General features: G+C 34.2%; 24 protein-coding genes and 1 tRNA gene. 24 read left to right on the forward strand and 1 reads right to left on the reverse strand.

The annotated features are described in order from the left end of the window. Positions 1-17: 17 nt before the first annotated feature. The 11 genes from E4O01_RS04485 to E4O01_RS04535 all read left to right on the forward strand — a co-directional run bounded on the left by E4O01_RS04485 (position 18) and on the right by E4O01_RS04535 (position 7,271). Complete coding sequence (locus E4O01_RS04485; protein WP_253694635.1) at positions 18-653, forward strand: hypothetical protein; 636 nt, start codon at positions 18-20, stop codon at positions 651-653. 39 nt (positions 654-692) lie between these two features. Next, on the forward strand, positions 693-1,430 hold the full coding sequence (locus E4O01_RS04490) for an HAD family hydrolase (RefSeq protein WP_253694634.1): 738 nt from the start codon (positions 693-695) through the stop codon (positions 1,428-1,430). Continuing rightward, a complete protein-coding gene (locus E4O01_RS04495; protein ID WP_253694633.1) occupies positions 1,420-2,025 on the forward strand; it encodes a histidine phosphatase family protein in 606 nt (201 codons plus the stop codon). Before E4O01_RS04490 ends, E4O01_RS04495 begins: the two co-directional genes overlap by 11 nt. Before the next feature lie 36 nt (positions 2,026-2,061). Continuing rightward, positions 2,062-2,928 carry a DUF2087 domain-containing protein gene (locus tag E4O01_RS04500; protein WP_253694632.1) on the forward strand — a complete coding sequence of 289 codons (867 nt, stop codon included), beginning with the start codon at positions 2,062-2,064 and terminating at the stop codon, positions 2,926-2,928. Positions 2,929-2,970: 42 nt separating this feature from the next. Then, the gene (locus E4O01_RS04505; protein WP_253719333.1) at positions 2,971-3,987 is read left to right on the forward strand and encodes an IS5 family transposase; all 1,017 of its coding nucleotides are present in this window, start codon (positions 2,971-2,973) and stop codon (positions 3,985-3,987) included. 151 nt (positions 3,988-4,138) lie between these two features. After that, positions 4,139-4,261: a DUF2087 domain-containing protein gene (locus E4O01_RS04510; protein ID WP_253695176.1), complete on the forward strand. Its 123-nt coding sequence runs from the start codon at positions 4,139-4,141 to the stop codon at positions 4,259-4,261. Between the two features lie 18 nt (positions 4,262-4,279). Next, entirely contained in the window at positions 4,280-4,945 is a 666-nt protein-coding gene (locus E4O01_RS04515) for an HD domain-containing protein (RefSeq protein ID WP_253687656.1), read from the forward strand. Between the two features lie 108 nt (positions 4,946-5,053). After that, positions 5,054-5,584, forward strand: coding sequence for a hypothetical protein (locus tag E4O01_RS04520; RefSeq protein WP_253694645.1), 531 nt, complete (start codon positions 5,054-5,056; stop codon positions 5,582-5,584). 33 nt (positions 5,585-5,617) lie between these two features. Continuing rightward, positions 5,618-6,208, forward strand: a complete 591-nt coding sequence (locus tag E4O01_RS04525; protein ID WP_253694646.1) for a hypothetical protein — start codon at positions 5,618-5,620, stop codon at positions 6,206-6,208. 108 nt (positions 6,209-6,316) lie between these two features. Then, positions 6,317-6,844 (forward strand): hypothetical protein, encoded by a 528-nt coding sequence (locus tag E4O01_RS04530; RefSeq protein WP_371819635.1) that lies wholly within the window; start codon positions 6,317-6,319, stop codon positions 6,842-6,844. A gap of 115 nt (positions 6,845-6,959) precedes the next feature. Further along, a complete protein-coding gene (locus E4O01_RS04535) occupies positions 6,960-7,271 on the forward strand; it encodes a hypothetical protein (RefSeq protein WP_253694648.1) in 312 nt (103 codons plus the stop codon). Between the two features lie 143 nt (positions 7,272-7,414). Here the strand turns inward: E4O01_RS04535 and E4O01_RS04540 are convergent. Next, positions 7,415-7,488 (reverse strand) — tRNA-Val (locus E4O01_RS04540). Positions 7,489-7,611: 123 nt separating this feature from the next. On the opposite strand from E4O01_RS04540, the gene E4O01_RS04545 reads away from it, so the two are divergent. From E4O01_RS04545 to E4O01_RS04605, 13 genes are all read left to right on the forward strand, one after another. Further along, positions 7,612-7,998 (forward strand): desulfoferrodoxin family protein, encoded by a 387-nt coding sequence (locus E4O01_RS04545; protein WP_253694649.1) that lies wholly within the window; start codon positions 7,612-7,614, stop codon positions 7,996-7,998. 89 nt (positions 7,999-8,087) lie between these two features. Continuing rightward, positions 8,088-9,107 carry a UDP-glucose 4-epimerase GalE gene (gene galE, locus E4O01_RS04550; protein WP_253694650.1) on the forward strand — a complete coding sequence of 340 codons (1,020 nt, stop codon included), beginning with the start codon at positions 8,088-8,090 and terminating at the stop codon, positions 9,105-9,107. A 12-nt stretch (positions 9,108-9,119) separates the two neighbouring features. After that, a complete protein-coding gene (locus E4O01_RS04555) occupies positions 9,120-9,803 on the forward strand; it encodes a hypothetical protein (RefSeq protein ID WP_253694651.1) in 684 nt (227 codons plus the stop codon). Between the two features lies 1 nt (position 9,804). Beyond that, a complete protein-coding gene (locus tag E4O01_RS04560; protein WP_253694652.1) occupies positions 9,805-11,142 on the forward strand; it encodes an HAD-IIIA family hydrolase in 1,338 nt (445 codons plus the stop codon). Between the two features lie 124 nt (positions 11,143-11,266). Then, positions 11,267-11,578 carry a 50S ribosomal protein L21 gene (gene rplU, locus E4O01_RS04565; RefSeq protein WP_253679404.1) on the forward strand — a complete coding sequence of 104 codons (312 nt, stop codon included), beginning with the start codon at positions 11,267-11,269 and terminating at the stop codon, positions 11,576-11,578. Between the two features lie 5 nt (positions 11,579-11,583). Further along, the gene (locus tag E4O01_RS04570; RefSeq protein WP_253694653.1) at positions 11,584-11,937 is read left to right on the forward strand and encodes a ribosomal-processing cysteine protease Prp; all 354 of its coding nucleotides are present in this window, start codon (positions 11,584-11,586) and stop codon (positions 11,935-11,937) included. 30 nt (positions 11,938-11,967) lie between these two features. Next, positions 11,968-12,219: a 50S ribosomal protein L27 gene (rpmA, locus tag E4O01_RS04575; protein ID WP_253694654.1), complete on the forward strand. Its 252-nt coding sequence runs from the start codon at positions 11,968-11,970 to the stop codon at positions 12,217-12,219. Between the two features lie 79 nt (positions 12,220-12,298). Beyond that, complete coding sequence (gene obgE, locus E4O01_RS04580; RefSeq protein ID WP_253694655.1) at positions 12,299-13,447, forward strand: GTPase ObgE; 1,149 nt, start codon at positions 12,299-12,301, stop codon at positions 13,445-13,447. Next, positions 13,444-14,679, forward strand: coding sequence for a nicotinate-nucleotide adenylyltransferase (locus E4O01_RS04585; protein WP_253694656.1), 1,236 nt, complete (start codon positions 13,444-13,446; stop codon positions 14,677-14,679). Before obgE ends, E4O01_RS04585 begins: the two co-directional genes overlap by 4 nt. Further along, entirely contained in the window at positions 14,676-15,920 is a 1,245-nt protein-coding gene (locus E4O01_RS04590; RefSeq protein WP_253694657.1) for an LCP family protein, read from the forward strand. The genes E4O01_RS04585 and E4O01_RS04590 overlap by 4 nt, the downstream gene beginning before the upstream one ends. Continuing rightward, positions 15,920-16,279: a ribosome silencing factor gene (gene rsfS / locus E4O01_RS04595; protein ID WP_253694658.1), complete on the forward strand. Its 360-nt coding sequence runs from the start codon at positions 15,920-15,922 to the stop codon at positions 16,277-16,279. Before E4O01_RS04590 ends, rsfS begins: the two co-directional genes overlap by 1 nt. Before the next feature lie 29 nt (positions 16,280-16,308). Next, complete coding sequence (locus E4O01_RS04600) at positions 16,309-16,896, forward strand: chromate transporter (RefSeq protein WP_253694659.1); 588 nt, start codon at positions 16,309-16,311, stop codon at positions 16,894-16,896. Further along, the gene (locus E4O01_RS04605) at positions 16,896-17,459 is read left to right on the forward strand and encodes a chromate transporter (RefSeq protein ID WP_253694660.1); all 564 of its coding nucleotides are present in this window, start codon (positions 16,896-16,898) and stop codon (positions 17,457-17,459) included. Before E4O01_RS04600 ends, E4O01_RS04605 begins: the two co-directional genes overlap by 1 nt. Positions 17,460-17,470 lie beyond the last annotated feature (11 nt).

Consider the following 17,470-nt stretch of genomic DNA (forward strand, 5'->3'; position numbering starts at 1 on the left):
ATTTATGAAGGTATAAAATGAAAGATAGGCGTGTAGTTTTAAAGTATTTTGTTGTGATAAATTGGACTGATAGACAAAAGTACACTGAAATATTTAAAAAATTTATAAATGAGTTTAATAAGTTTCTACATAATAAAAAAATTGATATTATTGACAAATTTGAAATAAATTATAAAGTACAAAAAGATAATTTAGAAAAATTCAATAATGCAAAAGAAATTGTTGATGTTTTTGCTAGTAATGGACCCAAGAAAATATCTGTTATACTGGAAAATCCGGCTTTGAACCTTATTAAAAAAGATAGAGAAAAATATTTAATCGGTATTATTTTAGATTTTAAAGAAGGTATACCGGAATTTGATATACAGGAGATTACAAGATTCGTTGATGATATCTTTCATATTACATACGGGTACGGATTTTTTCCCGGTAAAAATCAAGATATAATTACGGAAAGTTTTATAAAACAAGGTTTATTCAGTGCTTCGATAAAAGGAAAGCAAAACGACTGTAAGGTGGATGAAAGCATTGCAATGGGGAATGTAAATAAATTTTATGAGTATAATTTTCTCAATAAACTACAAATAGACAAAAATACAATTTTAGACTATAAATCTATAGGAAATAATTTATTTTACTATAAACACAAATGATTATTGTAAAAGAATAAATATATATTATATACAAAGAATATGAAGCAATATACATTTTACCTTTTTGACATGGGATCTACCTTATTGGAATTCCATAATCCAAAATGGAATGAAGATGAGATAGTTAAAACCGGTCACAAGCGCATGATAAACCATATTTCTGATATCTATGGGCAGGCTATTGCCGATAAAATAGACAAGGAAGTTATTTTACCATGGTATACTTATGTTGAAAATGAACGTAAAATTAAGAGAATTGAATACCGTATCTGTGAAGCCTTGTTTTTAAAATTTTACGAATTGGGAATTCATATTTCTTATAAAGAAATTATCGAAATATTAAAAAAAGATTATCTTGATTTTTATAATTATGCCCATCCGAATGAAGGAGTAATTGATTGCCTTAAACTATTAAAGGCTAAGGAGTGTAAAATTGGTGTTGTTTCAAATATCATGTATCCTCAAGAAATATATATTGAAATTTTTAAGAGGGTAGGGCTTGACACATTTATTGATAATTATACTTTTAGCTATGAAAATACATATATGAAACCTAATCCTTCTATTTTTTTACGAGCACTTATGCAGCTAAATGCGAAAATTTCTGAAACGCTTATGGTGGGAGATAATGAAAAAGTCGATATTATAGGAGCAAAAGCTGTAGGATTAAAAACCTGTTTATATGACAAAGATAAAAAATATAAACAGCACCAAGCCGACTTTTATATTAATAATTTTATGGAGCTTATTGATTTTAAAGTACGCTATGAATTATAAATTTATATTTTTACGGCACGGCAGATCATTGGCCGATGATGAGGGTAAACATGAAGGGCAATATGATTCTCCTTTAACTGAAATAGGAATAAGGCAGGCTAAGAACATCACCGAAATATTGAAAAGTTATGATTTTGATTTGATTATATCTTCTCCATTAAAACGAGCCTTGCAAACTGCCGAAATTATTTCAAAAACATTGAATATCAAAATTGAAGTAAATGACTTATTTAAGGAACGTGATAATGGTATTCTTGCCGGTTTGACATTTGAAGAAGCCGAAATAAAATATCCTGAACCTAAAAATCAAAGTATTTATAGAAACTTTCCTTGCGAAAGCGGTGAAAATGAAATTCAGCTTAATTCCAGAGCCTTATTATGTATAAATGCTATATTAAAGAAAAAACCCGGAAAATATTTAATTATTGCTCATGGAAAAATACTCAATGCGATAATCAAACAAATCCTAAAAATGCCTATAGGAAATCTTAATAATTCTGCCGTTTTCAGATTAAAAGATACCGGATATATTGAAATGGATTATTATATTGAAAAAGATTTATGGGTATTCAATAAAATGGAAAATCGGATATAAATAAAATTAGATATAAATACCGGAGGTAAATGTTTAATGGATTCACAAATTATAACTGCTGCAAGATTGGAATCAGCCGGAAAATATGAGGAAGCTCTGGCGGCTTACGAAAAAATTATTATTGAAAATTTGAACGATGAGGACTTATTATATCTGCAGAGATCTATTGCAGCTTGTAAATATTATCTAAAAGACTATGAAAGTGCCGAAAAAGCATTTATTAAAATTTTGGAAGAAGACAAAATAAGTGCCGATGAAAGAGGTGATATTGAAGATTGCTTGTACCTATGCTGTTTATATGGAAATAAGATAGAAAAGGCTGAAAGATATTTTACTAATAAATTGAAATTATCTGAAAATAATTATGAAGAAAACTTGTGGAATTACTGGTATTTGGGTCAAATATATTATTTAAAAAAAGATTATTCAAAGTCAGAGCTTATGTATAAAAAGGCCTTGGAAGCTGCAAAAAAATCTAATAATGCAAGGATAAAATTCTTTTTAGCTCATTTACTCGGTATTCAAATTATTTTAAAAAAGTACGATGAGGCATGGGAATATATCGAAAAAAATAATGAATATGAAGATAAGTCATCGGGTCTGTATAAAATAGTGCAGGGCGTATTAACAAAATGTACTCACCCTAATGATAGTAATTGGAAAAAAATATATGATCAAGGAATCAAAGAAGCTAAAAATGAAAAATTTGAAGAAAATATTGAGTTAGGAAAACGGCTGTTAGATTCACCGATTTCAAAAGAAGAAATTTCGCAATTTCTTGATAAAAATGGCCGTATTGTAAGGTGGCCTAAAAAAAATTATGACAAAATAAATGTCTTAAAATATTTGCAAGAAAAATTCGAGCCCGATAAAAAATATTCTGAAATTGAAGGGCACCTCTAAAAACCCCCTTTAAAAAAGATTAAAAAGATGATAAAATGAGGTATGAAACAAAAAGGATTATTTGATGAAGAAGATCGTTTAAGAGTATTAAGCAAGTTAGGAGATAGTCTTGAAAAATTAAACGAAAAAATAAATTGGGAAATATTCAAACCACTATTAAAAAAAGCATTAACCAAAGAGCCAAAAGGTTTAGGCGGAAGACCTGCATACGATTATGTACTGATGTTTAAAATAATAATCTTACAAAAATTATACAACATAAGTGATGATCAAACGGAATATCAAATAAACGATCGGCTATCCTTTATGAGATTTTTAGGATTGGAATTAAAAGATAAAGTACCCGATGCAAAAACAATATGGCTTTTTAAAGAAAAACTCATTGAAGCGAGAGTATCAAAAAAGTTATTTGAAAAGTTTGGAAAAGAATTAGCTAGAAATAACTTAATAGGAAAAGAGGGAACGATAATAGATGCGACAATAGTAGAAGCTCCGATACAGCATAACAGCAAAGATGAAAATGAACAAATCAAAAACGGAAAAATCCCTGAACAATGGCAAGAAGCAAAAAATAAGGCAAAATTATCACAAAAAGACTGTGATGCTAGGTGGACAAAGAAGCACAAACGTAGCTATTACGGTTATAAAGATCATATAAAAGTAGATAAAAAAAGTAAGCTTATATTGAAAGCGACGGTAACAGCAGCCAATGTTCATGATAGTAGAGAGTTAAAAAATTTAGTTGAAAGGGAAGATGAAAGATTATACGCAGATAGTGCCTATATAGGAGAAGAAATAGACAGGATTTTAAAAGCGAAAGGAATAGAAGGGCAAATTTGTGAAAGAGGAGCAAGAGGAAAACCTCTTACTAAAAAACAAAAAATCGGTAACAGAAAAAAATCAAAAATACGGGCGAGAGTAGAACATGTATTTGGCTTTATGATAAACTCAATGAAAGGTATCTATGTAAGAACGATAGGATTAGCTCGTGCAACATTTTCGATAATAATGATGAACTTAACATACAACTTATGCCGATATTGCTATCTAAAGAAATAAAATGAGGGAGCATATAGGTAATAAAATGAAAAGTAAGGGAACTAAGATAAAGAATCCAAGTTTTACACTAGACAATTTATAAAAAAGCTACTAAAATAATAAATAGGTACACTAAAAAATAGGTTTTTAGAGGTGCCCTGAAGTAAATGCAATCTTAAAAACTTGGCATACTTTCAATGACCATGCGCTTTTACGGCGTGAACTTTTTGATAAATTTTTATTGGAACGTACTCCTGATTGTAAAGAATATTGGGTTACTAAGGAGAAAGTTTAAACTTTGTAAGGTTTTATTATGATTAATGAAGAAAAATTTAAAACAGAAATTATTAAAGATGCGGAAAAATATGTAGAAAAAGTCTTTAATGAAGATTTCAGCGGTCATGATTTTTTCCATACGATGAGAGTATATCGCACGGCAACTTATATTGCTGAAAAAGAAAATGCCGATATTTTTATTGTTCAATTAGCAGCCTTATTGCATGATGTAGATGACAGAAAACTTTCACCTAAGACAACTGCAAATAAGGATAGGGCTGTTTTATTTATGAAGTCTAAAAATATAAGCGATGCTTTATGTAAAAGTATTGTTTCTATTATTGCAGAAGTTTCGTATGCAGGTAAGGATTCCAAGACGCCTTCTTTAATTGAAGGGATGTGTGTTCAAGATGCTGATAGATTAGATGCCCTAGGTGCAATAGGAATTGCAAGAGCCTTTGCTTACGGAGGAAGCCGTCATAGACAAATGTATAACCCGGTTGTAAAGCCGTGTATGGACATGGGAAAAGAAGAATATCAAAATCATGTATCGACTACAATTAATCATTTTTATGAAAAATTATTTTACCTTAAAGACTTGATGAATACAGCTACAGCAAAGAAAATTGCAGAAAAAAGAGAGTTGTATATGAAAGACTTTGTTTTGGAATTTTTAAATGAATGGGAACTAAAAGATTTATGATGTTTGATAAAAATAGTTATGTTACAATTACGGTTTAAAAAACTTTATTTCCTTTTATTTGCAATGACTATTAGCATAATAATAATTATCTTATTAACCGGTGTTTAGTTGAATAGTAATAACAAGGCTAAATCTTATTTTATTGGCAGGATAGAAAATTTTGATGGTTATTTTGTAAATGACAATTATATCCTTGTCAATTTTTCCGGTAATGGAAGTCATCTTTATGGAGGAATAGTACATAAAGATAAATTTAAAAATAAAAAAGGTTTATCTGCCGAAGACATTGAAAATTGTTTAAATAGTGAAAATGCTTATAAATTTAAATTAAATGATTATCCTGACAATGCCGTGATATATATCGGGAATTATGATTCGGATAAAAGTATAGAAGTGTTTTTTTATGAATTTATGGGTTGGAGCATTGAATTTCCTATAGAAATTACGCCCTCAGGTATAGTGCAAAAACACGGTATGTTTAATAATATAGTTGTTACTTTTTCGGTAATACTGCATACGCTTCCTGTTTATATTTTTGTATTTATATGCAGTATACTATTATTACTTGTTTTGATAATTTATATAGGTATAAAACTTTTAAGGTTTATAAAAAATAATATTTATTCATGGAAGCTTTAATTTTTAAAGCTTTGTTGTAAATCGGATGTTGTAATGAGAAATTATGTATATATTTGGAATAATCCAAATAAAAATTATATTATTGTTTCAGGTATTGAATTTAAAGATATTGTAAGCATAGATAAAAATAAAAATTATCTTTTATTATCCCATGAATCTGAAACTGCAGAATATGATTTAAATACCCGATTTGATTATATCAGGTCTAATAAAATAGATAATCTATTAAAAGAAGATATATATAGTTTTGGAAATTTTTCTTGGGTTCCATATACAGGAGAAGTTTTTCCTATGCTGTCAAAAGAAACTATTGCGGAATTGCTTTATTTTAACCACATTACAGAACCCTTTGGTAAAATCCTTTTTGATGAGTTATTAAATGAATATTTAGCCTTTGCACATGATGACGGCTGGTTTTTAAAAATGTATTATGATAATTTTCAGTTTATAAATAAAATACTTGAAAAGATAAATAAAGAATTTTCTTGTTGCATTAACACATCGGAATTCCGAAAAGGACTTTATGCCTATTGGATAGATAAAAACGGTATAGAAACTGAAATTATATCTGATGATATAGATAAAATTTTAAATAAGAGATATTGGAAACATAAGACGGTATAATATATATTATTCACATACCAATAAAATATATTCCAACAAAGGAGTTCAAACATATTGATATTTTTAATTATTTTTTTAATTGTTGATTTTTGTGTTTCTCTATTTTTGATGATCAATGGTATTAAAAAATATATTATTTCACTTGATTCCTGCTTTTTAAATATTGGGTTAATAACAACAGTTATATTTTTTGAGATAGCGGCTCTTGTAAATTCTTATTATTTGGATTTTGTTTTTATGCCGATTATTATTTGGCTTTTCGGTGTGTTTTTTTTGATTTATCTTGTGGTGTGCGAATATAAAACCTATTCGAATGTACAAGAAATTATTGGCCGTCTTACTTTGACAGGCAAGCACAAAGATGTTTGTGATGCTTTGCTGGAAGGCTTTATCAAATTTGGTACAGGTATGCCTCCTCGTGGGTCGTTTAGATGGTATGGATCTGATGAATATTTATATCAAAAAGCTTTTCTGGAGTTTTCTAATTTGGATTTAACGGAAGAATCGGAAGATCTGATTAAATTCCAAAAACCTATTCGAAAATCACAAATTATAATAAAAATATGGATTGCTTTTTTTATAGCCTTTGCCTTGCAAATAGTTCCGGTAATAATCGGTCTAAATATGCGGAGTTAAGTTTTTTAAGGCTTTTTATAAACTTTTTATCATTTTGCAAGTATATATTTTTCAATAGGCTATATCATTTATCTATAAATAAGATATATTAAAATAAAGGAGGTGAAGTTTTTTAATGAAAATAACTTTTTGCAAAAAAGAAATCGTGATTTTGATAGTCTTTTTATTATGTATTGCTTTGTTTTTTTTGGGGAAAAAATATGAAAATAATTTTATAAATAATATTTTAGATATAGCTTTTGAAAAACATAATAAATATTATGGAGAGCAGCAATATACAATTGAGAATATATGTATTTATAAAGAAAAATATATTATTGTAAGGTTTATTTTAAAAGATGCAGACAAAATAATGCAAGAGGAGCAAGCTTTCAATTGTTTTGGACAATGGAGAGGTTGTGATATTGTTGAAATTACAGATGATTAAACAGTCAATAATCGGCCTAAAGATACGGAATAACTGATAATCTTTCAAAATTTATGCGACAGTCCATCAAAAAGAGGAAAAGAAGTGAAGTTTTCTTACGGTTTGAAAACATGTAAGTCTATATCAGTTATAAACTTACAAAATGGGCAATACCGGAATCGAACCAGTGACCCCAAGCGTGTCATGCTTGTACTCTAACCAACTGAGCTAATTGCCCTTAAAATTCATTAAGATAGTGAGATAATATATTATTTTTCACTTTACGTCAAGCCCCTTTTTTGTTATATTATATATGTTGCAGATTTTATTCTGTGAATTTATAAATTTTAGGAGTATGACAATGAACAAAGAAATAAGCTTTTTTTTATGTAAAGAGCAAAAGGGAACCATTATAGGGCTTGATTGCTGCCCGGATGCTGAAGTTTCATGCTGTGGAGAAAAACTTTCAGCAGTAAAAATCGGAAGTGTTGATGCTGCAAAAGAAAAGCATGTGCCTGTAATCGAAGTAAACGGAAACACCGTAAAAGTTAAAGTAGGCTCTGTTGCACACCCTATGACTGAAGAACACCATATTGCTTGGATATGTCTCAAGACTGAAAAAGGGCTTCAGTTTAAGGAATTGCCTGTTACCGGTGCTCCCGAAGTTGAATTTGCCCTTACAGCCGATGATAAGGTAATTGAAGCTTACGAATTCTGTAATCTTCACGGAGTTTGGTCAGGAAAATAAGGTTTAATTTTTTATGAGCCTCTAAAAATGAAAGTTTTAGAGGCTTTTTTTGTGCTTGAGTATGTAAGTTTAATTTTTAGAGGTTGATTTTGATTAAAAGAGTATTAGTTACAGGAGGAGCCGGTTTTATAGGTTCCCACATCGTTACGGATTTATGCGAAAAAGGCTATGAGCCTGTTATTTTGGATAATTTTTCTAATTCTTCTCCCAAAATAATTCCGGTATTGGAAAAAATATGCTCTAAAAAGCTGGAGCTTGTACAAATTGACATAAAGGACAAGGAAAAACTCTTTAATTTTTTTAAAGATACCTCTGTCGATGCGGTAATTCATCTTGCCGCTTATAAGGCTGTAGGAGAATCCGTCGAAAAACCCTTAAAATACTACGAGAACAATATTTCAGGCCTCGTCAATCTTTTATCCGCCATGCAGGAACACAAGGTCAAGAAGTTTATATTCAGCTCTTCGGCCACGGTTTACGGCGATGCAAAGCTTGTACCCATCCCCGAAAATTCTCCCATTTCGGCAACAAATCCTTATGGAAGAACCAAACTGATTTCGGAAGAAATTTTACAGGATACGGCCTTTTCCGATAAGGATTTAAGCATAATTGCCTTGCGTTATTTTAATCCCATAGGTGCCCATAAGAGTGCCGACATAGGGGAGCTTCCTTCAGGTATTCCGAATAACCTTTTTCCTTATATTGCTCAAGTTGCCTTGGGAAAACTGCCTCATCTAAACGTCTTTGGAAACGATTATGACACCCCTGACGGAACCTGTATCCGTGACTACATCCACATTTTGGACCTCGCATCAGGACATACCGCAGCCCTAGAGAAATTAGATTCAGGCTTTAAGGGCTTTGACGTATATAACCTTGGAACAGGAATCGGCTATTCTGTTTTGGATATAGTGAACGCCTTTAAAAAAGCTTCCGGTATCGATCTTCCCGTAAAACCGGTTGCACGCCGTGCCGGAGATGTTCCACGCTCTTGTGCAAATCCCGACAAGGCCCACAAGGAACTCAACTGGAAGGCAAAATACAACCTTGAAGAAATGTGCAAAGACGGCTGGGCTTGGTATAACAAACACCCCGAAGGCTTTGTGTAATAATCGGCTAAGATGAAAAATAAAAAATCGGCTCCCAATCTGATAGTAATGCTTACAAGAAATGACTTTACGGTCAATAATGCTTATGATCTGTTTAGTGAGTGTAAGCATTTGGGCGTTAAATATTGGGGAATAAAAGAAGCTCCTTTGCCTGAATCAGAGATAAAACGCCTGTTTTCCTTTTTTCATCAGTACGGTAAAAACGCTGTTCTTGAATCGGTTACTTATTCTGAAGAGGAAGGTTTGGAATCCGCAAAAAAAGCGGCAGCCTGTGAGTGCGATATTTTAATCGGAACAAAATATTATGATTCCATAAATGAAATTTGTAAAAAAAATAATATAAAATATATGCCTTACATAGGAAGGGTATATAATCGTCCATCAATCTTGGAAGGAACTTCCGATTCTATTATCGAAGAATCAAATAAATATATTGACAGTGGTGTTTATGGGGTAAATTTTCTTGGATATCGGCACAAAAATACTTCTCATGAGCTTATCAAAAATGTATTACAAAAAATAAAAACGAATATTTGTGTTGCAGGCAGTATCGATGACTTTGAGAAACTCAATGAAGTGATAAAATATTCTCCTTGGGGATTTACTATAGGTAATGCTTTTTTTGAGAACAAATTCGGTTCAGGTTTTTCTCAACAGATTGAAAGACTGTGTTCCTATCTTGGTAAAGAAGAATAAAATGTTAAAGAATTTTTTTTCTCACGCATATACAAAAAATGTCTTTTGTATAGATTACGAAAAACTTTTTCGGTTGGGCTATAAAGCCCTTATATTCGATATTGATAACACCCTTGTCCATCACGGCGATGATGCGCCCAATGAAGTTAAAACCTTATTTTCTACTTTAAAAAAAATAGGCTTTAAACTAATTTTGCTTTCGGATAATTCTAAAGAAAGGGTTGAAAAATTTGCGAGGGATATTGGTTGTCCTTATATTTGTGAAGCCTCTAAACCCGATACCTCTCCTTTTTATAAGGCTTTGCAGATACTTGATACAAAAAATAATGAAACAATAGTTATTGGCGATCAGATTTTTAAGGATATCTTGGGTGCAAATAAAAGTAACATTCCGAGTATTTTGGTGCAGTTTATAAGGCTAAAATCCGAAAAATGGATTGGATTTACGCGATATGTTGAAAAGCTTATTTTGTTTTTATATAAATTTGCCGGAAAATATAATAATAGAATTGGGAATATAGAGATCAAAACGGCAAAAAAACGAAGGCTTTTTTGCGAAATAAATCCGTTTTTTTATAAAATTTCGGTTCTAAAAGAAAGACTCAAACGGCATTTAACGAATTCGCTTTCAAAAACATCCTTTGCGAAGGATAAGTCTATTGATAGGCTTCCCGTAAGGATATTCCGGTATAGTTCAAGCCTGATTAAACGCGGAAAAGACATTGATCCCGTTTTACAGCAAAATAAGGCCTTGAATATCGATATTTCGGCAAACAAAATTAACGGATTATTGATAAATCCCGGTGAGGTTTTTTCTTTTTGGCATATACTGGGAAAACCTTCAAAACGAAACGGTTTTAAAGAAGGAAGAATTATAGTAAACAATAAATTGATTGCCGGAGTAGGGGGCGGGCTTTGCAATCTTGCGAACACAATTCATCAGCTGATTTTACATAGTCCGCTGGATGTCATTGAAGTTCATTTTCATTCCGATTCATTAGCACCGGAGGAAGGTGAGCATAAAATATTGAGCTCCGGAACTTCCGTAGATTATAACTACATTGATTTTAGATGTAAAAATAACACGGAGCAAACTTTTCAATTACTGACTTGGTGCGAAAATGAGCATCTTTTTGCAGAGTTAAGAAGTGTTACGGATATTGCTTATAGCTATCGGCTTTTAGAGGAAAATCGCCGTTTTGTGAACGAAAACGATAAATATTTTTGCATGTCGGAAATTTATAAGATTACGTGCGAAAAATCTACCGGCCGAGTTCTAGAAAAGAAGCTGATAAGGAATAACCGGTCCGAAGTTATGTATGATTATTCTTTAATATGAATTATTTCTCAAGCCTATTGACATTTTATACGGTTTTTTGCTATACTTCGACCCTAGTGTTTAAATTTGTTTGGTATAAACCCGTTAATATGCCGGCAAAAGATTTTTTTTATGAGGTATAAAGATGTACGCACTTATTGAGTATAAAGGCAAACAGTATAAGGCTGAAAAGGGCGCAAAACTCGTAGTTGATAAGCTATCTGCAGAAAGCGGAAGCAAAATCGACATCGACACCGTTCTTTTGATCAGCGATGGCGATAAGGTTACTGTAGGAACTCCCTATGTAAGCGGAGCCAAGGTTTCTGCTACAGTAGGCGATTCTTTCCGAGAAAGAAAGATTATTGTTTACAAGCACAAGGCTAAGAAAAACTACCACAGAACCCAAGGTCATAGACAGGCTCATACCTGCATTACTGTTGACGATATTATCGGGTAAGAAAAGTGGTAAAAATTCGGCTTTTTTCAAATGCTGAAAACTGTTTTTCGGCCTTTGAATCATCAGGCCATGCAATTTCTGATACTGAAGGAAAGCCGGAAAAAGGCGGCAACATAGTTTGTGCCGCCGTTACTATTTTGCTTAAAACGGCAGTTTTAAGTTTGAGCTCGGCGCAAAAAGAGAGTTCAAGCTTAAAGGCCGAGATTAGGGCAGACAATCCGGGCTATCTTTCGGCAAAGGTAACAGCTTTTTCGGATGACGATAGACCCGAATTGCAGTATTTACTGAAATTTTTAACAATAGGTTTAATGGCCATCGAGGCAGAATATCCTGATTGTTTGGATTTACAGATAGCTTAAAGATTTTGATAATTTTTTTGGAGGATTATTATGGCACGTAAAAAGGGCGGCAGCGGTGCAAAAAACGGAAGAGATTCCAATCCTAAATATTTGGGTGTTAAAGTTTACGGCGGACAAGAAGTATCAGCCGGTTCAATTTTGGTTCGCCAGAGAGGTACTTCAATTCATCCGGGTAACAATGTAGGCTGCGGAAAAGACTATACATTATTTGCAAAAACTGACGGTGTAGTTACCTATCATGAAAGAAAGGGTAGAAAACTCGCCTCAATCGAAGCAAAATAACTTTGCTCTTCGAGCTTAAAATGTATAAATTTGAAAGCCGGTTTTTGCCGGCTTTTTTTGTAGGAAAAAAGAATCGATTATGGTAAAATTTGCAGATGAATCTAAAATAAGGGTTTCCTCAGGAAAGGGCGGCAACGGCTGTATTGCCTTCAGACGGGAAAAATATGTTCCCATGGGAGGACCGTCGGGAGGTGACGGAGGACGCGGCGGCGACCTCATATTTGAAATACGCCGTAACATGAGGACTCTGGTTCATTTGCGGCATAAGCGTGTCTACAAGGCAAAAAACGGCGGAGGCGGCGAAGGCTCTCAGCGTTTCGGTAAAAAAGGTGATGACTGCATAATTCCTCTTCCTCCCGGCTGCGTTATAAAAGACCCTGAGACGGGAAAAACTATCTTGGACTTCGGCGATGCGGAAGAAGGCCGCTTTGTTTTTCTCAAGGGCGGAAACGGCGGCTGGGGAAACTGTCATTTTAAGACCTCCACCAATCAAGCCCCTAAAACGGCTCTTCCCGGACAAGAAGGGGAAACGAGGGAAATAATCGTAGAGCTTAACATAATAGCCGATATAGGCTTGGTAGGCTTCCCTAATGCCGGTAAATCATCTCTTCTCGATTATTTTACAAATGCAAGGCCCAAAATCGCTCCCTATCCCTTTACCACCAAAATTCCGAATCTTGGAGTTTTGCGTGTGGATGAAGAAAGGGATGTTATCATTGCCGATATACCGGGAATCCTCGAAGGGGCTTCTGAAGGTATTGGCCTCGGTATAAGATTTTTAAAGCACATATCCCGCTCGGCAGGTCTTGCCTTTTTAATCGACCTTTCAGATGACAATTATTTGAAGGCATACGATATTCTTTGTAAAGAATTGGAAAACTATTCAAAAGAATTGGCTCAAAAGAAAAGGATAATAATTGCGACAAAATTGGATTTACCCGATACAAAAGAAAGATTGGCGGAGCTTAAAAATGCAATTCCCGATCAGGAAATTTTGGGTATCTCGCTTTACAATGAATGGGGCTTATCTGAGGTAAAACAGGCCTTTATTCGATTGGCCGATGAAATGCAAAAATCAAAACCGCAAAAAGAAACTCTTGACCCCTACGCGCAAAATCAAAATTTTATGACGGTGGAACTTGATGACATTTCTTATGAAGAACAAAACGATGATGAACACTTCGGAGCAACAGTCAGCCTAAGCCGCAAAAGGAAACCTAAAAAATGAGATTGGCAATCTTAGGCGGTTCTTTTAATCCCATTCATCTGGGACACTTAAATTTAGCTTTTTACTCTCATAAAGAATTAGCCTATGATAAGATTGCTATTGTTCCGGCCTATATTTCTCCCTTTAAAATTTTTTGTAATGATACGCAGGTTGAGGACAGGCTCAAGATGATAGACCTTGCCATTGCAGATAAGCCCTACATGTACTGTGAGCTCTATGAGATTGAACGCAAGGGTGTTTCTTACACAATAGATACAATCGGCTATCTCTATCAAAAATTTCCCGACATCGAAGGAAAAATAGGTCTTATTATCGGGGACGATTTAAAAGAAAATTTTTTCCGCTGGAAGGATGCGGAGGAAATTATAAAAAAGACCGACATAATTATCGGTAAAAGAACAGGGGTTAACGGTTCTTTTAATCTCTCGGATATCGAGCCTGAAAAGGCTTCTATCAAAGAATTAAATAACGAAATTTTAAATATTTCGTCGACTCAAATAAGAGATGCGGTTTTAAAAAATGAAGATTTTTCTTCTCTTGTTCCAAAACCCGTTTACGACTATATTATCAAGCACGGCCTTTATAAGAAAAAAGAAATACCTGTTTCTGATATTAAAAGCAGCATTTCTAAATTAATCAATGCCGCCGATATACAAGCAAAAATACGGGAAATAGACAGCTTTGCAAAAAGTGTTTTAAATGAATCCCGATATGCTCATTCGGTGCGCGTCGCAGAATATGCCCGTCATCTTGCAGAAGAGTATAAAACCGAAGGCGTACCGCCGGCTCTTGCTTATTTTACCGGGCTTGCCCATGACATCTGTAAAAAGTGCTCGGATGAAGAGCTTGTAAAACTTGTAGAATCCGATAATCTCGGAATTGATGATATTGAAAAGACCCGCTTAAATCTTTTGCACGGAAGAGCAGCTGCCGTTGTTTTGCAAAAAAAATTCGGCATCAATGACAAGTCAGTCCTAAAGGCTGCTGCCTTTCATACCTTCGGCTACGAAGGAATAGATGCCTTGGGAAAGATTGTTTACATAGCCGATAAGATAGAGCCGGGCCGTCCTAATACCGAAAACTTTAGGGAGATGGTAAAGTCTTCTTCTCTTAATGAGTTGATGCTTGCTGTCTTGAATTGGAACCTCAGCTTTATCGAAAAAAAGAGCGCTAGAGTTCATCCCGAAACAAAAAAAATGTATGAACAAATACAAAAGGAGCTTAAAAAATGAAAATAAAACTTATGGATACCGGAAAAAATATTATATTCCTCTTAGTAATTCTTATCGTTTTAATTACCTCCTTTGTTGTAGTGCTTTTAAAAATGCAAAGAGATACCGTTCAGGATTATCTTTCTTCCGATAAAATTTTAAAAGTTCTTTTGGTGGTTGAGGACAAGGGAGTTCCAATTTCGATAAGTATACTGGCCTATTATCCTGAAACGAAGAGGGCTGCCATGTTCGATGTACCTGCAAATATCGGTTTGATTATTCAATCCTTAAACCGCACAGATGCTATCGGAGCCGTATATACAGAAAAAGGTATATCGAGTTTTAAAACCGAAATCGAAAAACTTGCAGGCATTTCCGTGCCTTTTTATCTGACATGCAATCTTGATAATTTTTCTATGCTGACAGACATGCTTGGCGGGCTTTCAGTTTTTATCCCTTCGCCTGTGGATATAGAACTTGATAATAAGCGGGTTCTTTTGCCTTCAGGATCCGTTTCTCTTGACGGCGATAAGATACGGGATTTTCTTGTTTATGAGGATGAATTGGATACGGAAGGAGAAGCAGCTGCAAGAAAGCAAAAGGCCGTTCTTGCTCTTTTTAGAGCAATAAGCGATAATTCGCCCGAGATTTTTTCTAAGGAGAGGTTTTCGGTTTTAAGCAATAATTTTAGATCGAATGTTTCAGGTTCCGACTTAAAAAATTTAATTGAATCTATAAGCAAGATGGATTCTGAGCGCTTGGTGCCGCAAAGACTTACCGGTGCTGTCCGCATTATCGAAGACAAGCGTCTTTTGACTCCGTTCCGTGAGGGGCAGCAGATAAAAGAAATTATCCGCCAGACAATTGCCGTTTTGGCATCCGATGATTCTTCTGCTCTTGAACGCGTTTACGCCTTAGAAATTTTAAACGGAACAAATGTACAAGGGCTTGCAAAGAGCACCTCCGAGCTTTATCAAAGCTTTGCCTATGACGTTGTCAGCATAGGCAACTCAGAAAATCCTGTAGCCGAAACTGTTTTGATAGACAGAATCGGAAACCCTTCCGTAGCTAAAATTGTTGCAAAGGTTATACGATGTAACAATATTCAAACTACGCAGCTTCCTGCTGAAGGAGACTACGGAAGCGAAACCAATGTTGACTTTACCCTGATTTTGGGTTCGGATTTTAACGGTTTTTTTGTTGTCGAGAAAAAAGATGACAAAAAAGATAATGATGATGAAAATGATAAGGATAAAAACTAATGATAGAAAATTTTGACTTTTATGCTCCGGCCTTGGAGCTTGGAAAATTATTGCACGATTTTAAGGGTGAAGATGTTGTTGTCTTGGATTTGCGGGATAAAAACATTTGGACCGATTTTTTTGTAATTTGTACCGTAACAAGTGCCGCTCATTCAGGCGGTTTGGAAAAAAGAGTGTACGAATTTTTGCCTGAGCACAACTTGGAAGAATATCATACCAAGCGTAAGTCTCCCGACGGCGATGAGTGGCGGCTTATAGATTTGGGCGGTATTGTTGTTCACCTTATGAGCGAAACTGCCCGTAATTTTTACAGCCTTGAAAAGATTTGGTTCGATTCAAAAAATGTTCTTGAGGACTAATTTAAATTTCTTTTGATGAAGCTTTAAAAATGAATAAAACAAATCGTTTTAAAAATTATTTTTCTCTTTTTGCAAGTTTTTTTAAGATAGGTCTTGTAACCTTCGGCGGAGGGCTAGCCATGCTGCCCATATTAAAAAGAGATTTGGTTGATTCCAAGGGCTGGGTAACAGAGGCTGAGATTTTGGATTACTTTGCAATAGGTCAGAGCACACCGGGAATTATAGCGGTAAATGTTGCAACCTTTGTCGGATATAAAAGAGGAGGGCTGATAGGTTCAGTTTTTTCTACCTCAGGGGTTGTTTGTCCTTCTCTTATAATAATTACGCTCATAGCCGCCTTTGTTTCAAATTTTAACGAATTAGTCTGGGTTCAAAAAGCTTTAAAGGGAATAAATGTTGCAGTTTCCGTTTTATTGGTAAAAGCAGTTTTTGCATTCGGAAAAAAGACGGTTTTTGATCTTTGCACATTTTTAATAGCAGCCTTTTCATTTGCGCTTATGTTTATTTTTAATGTGCAGGGAATATGGATAGTAATAGGCTCGGCTTTTTTTGGTTGGCTTTTTCAAACCTTCAAATCGCGGCAGCTTTTAAAATCGAGCGGAGGAGAAAAATCCTAATGAGCCTGATTGGTTTGTTTTTTTTGTTTATGTACATAGGGCTTTGTACCATAGGCGGCGGCCTTGTGGCTATTACTTTGATGCAGCAAGAGTTGATTACCAGAGGGCTTATAAGTTCCGAAGATTTTTTTGCAATGGTTGCCATTTCAGAATCAACTCCCGGTCCGATGGGGATCAATATGGCAACCTATATAGGCTATGAACTTTACGGAGTTTTGGGAAGTATAGTTTTGACTACCGGAATTGTTCTTCCTTCACTGATAGTTATAGTTTTGATAGCCCGCTTTGCCTCAGCTTTCCAAGAAAAGCCTTTGGTAAAAAAAAGTTTTTACGGCTTAAGAGCCGGAGCTGTCGGTATGATTGCCGTTGCCTGTTGGCAGGTAATAAATATTTCGGTTTTAAATTTATCTGTCTTTAGAACAAGCGGAAAAATACTCGACATTGTGCATATAAAACAGTTTGCTTTTTTTTGGCTTCTATTTTTTGTAAGTGTTTTTTTTAAAAAGCTTCATCCGGTAGTTTTGGTTGCAGCCGGAGCCCTGTTCGGCATTCTGTTTTTATAATCAAAACCTAT

Source organism: Treponema sp. OMZ 790 (assembly GCF_024181285.1).
Taxonomy (GTDB): domain Bacteria; phylum Spirochaetota; class Spirochaetia; order Treponematales; family Treponemataceae; genus Treponema_B.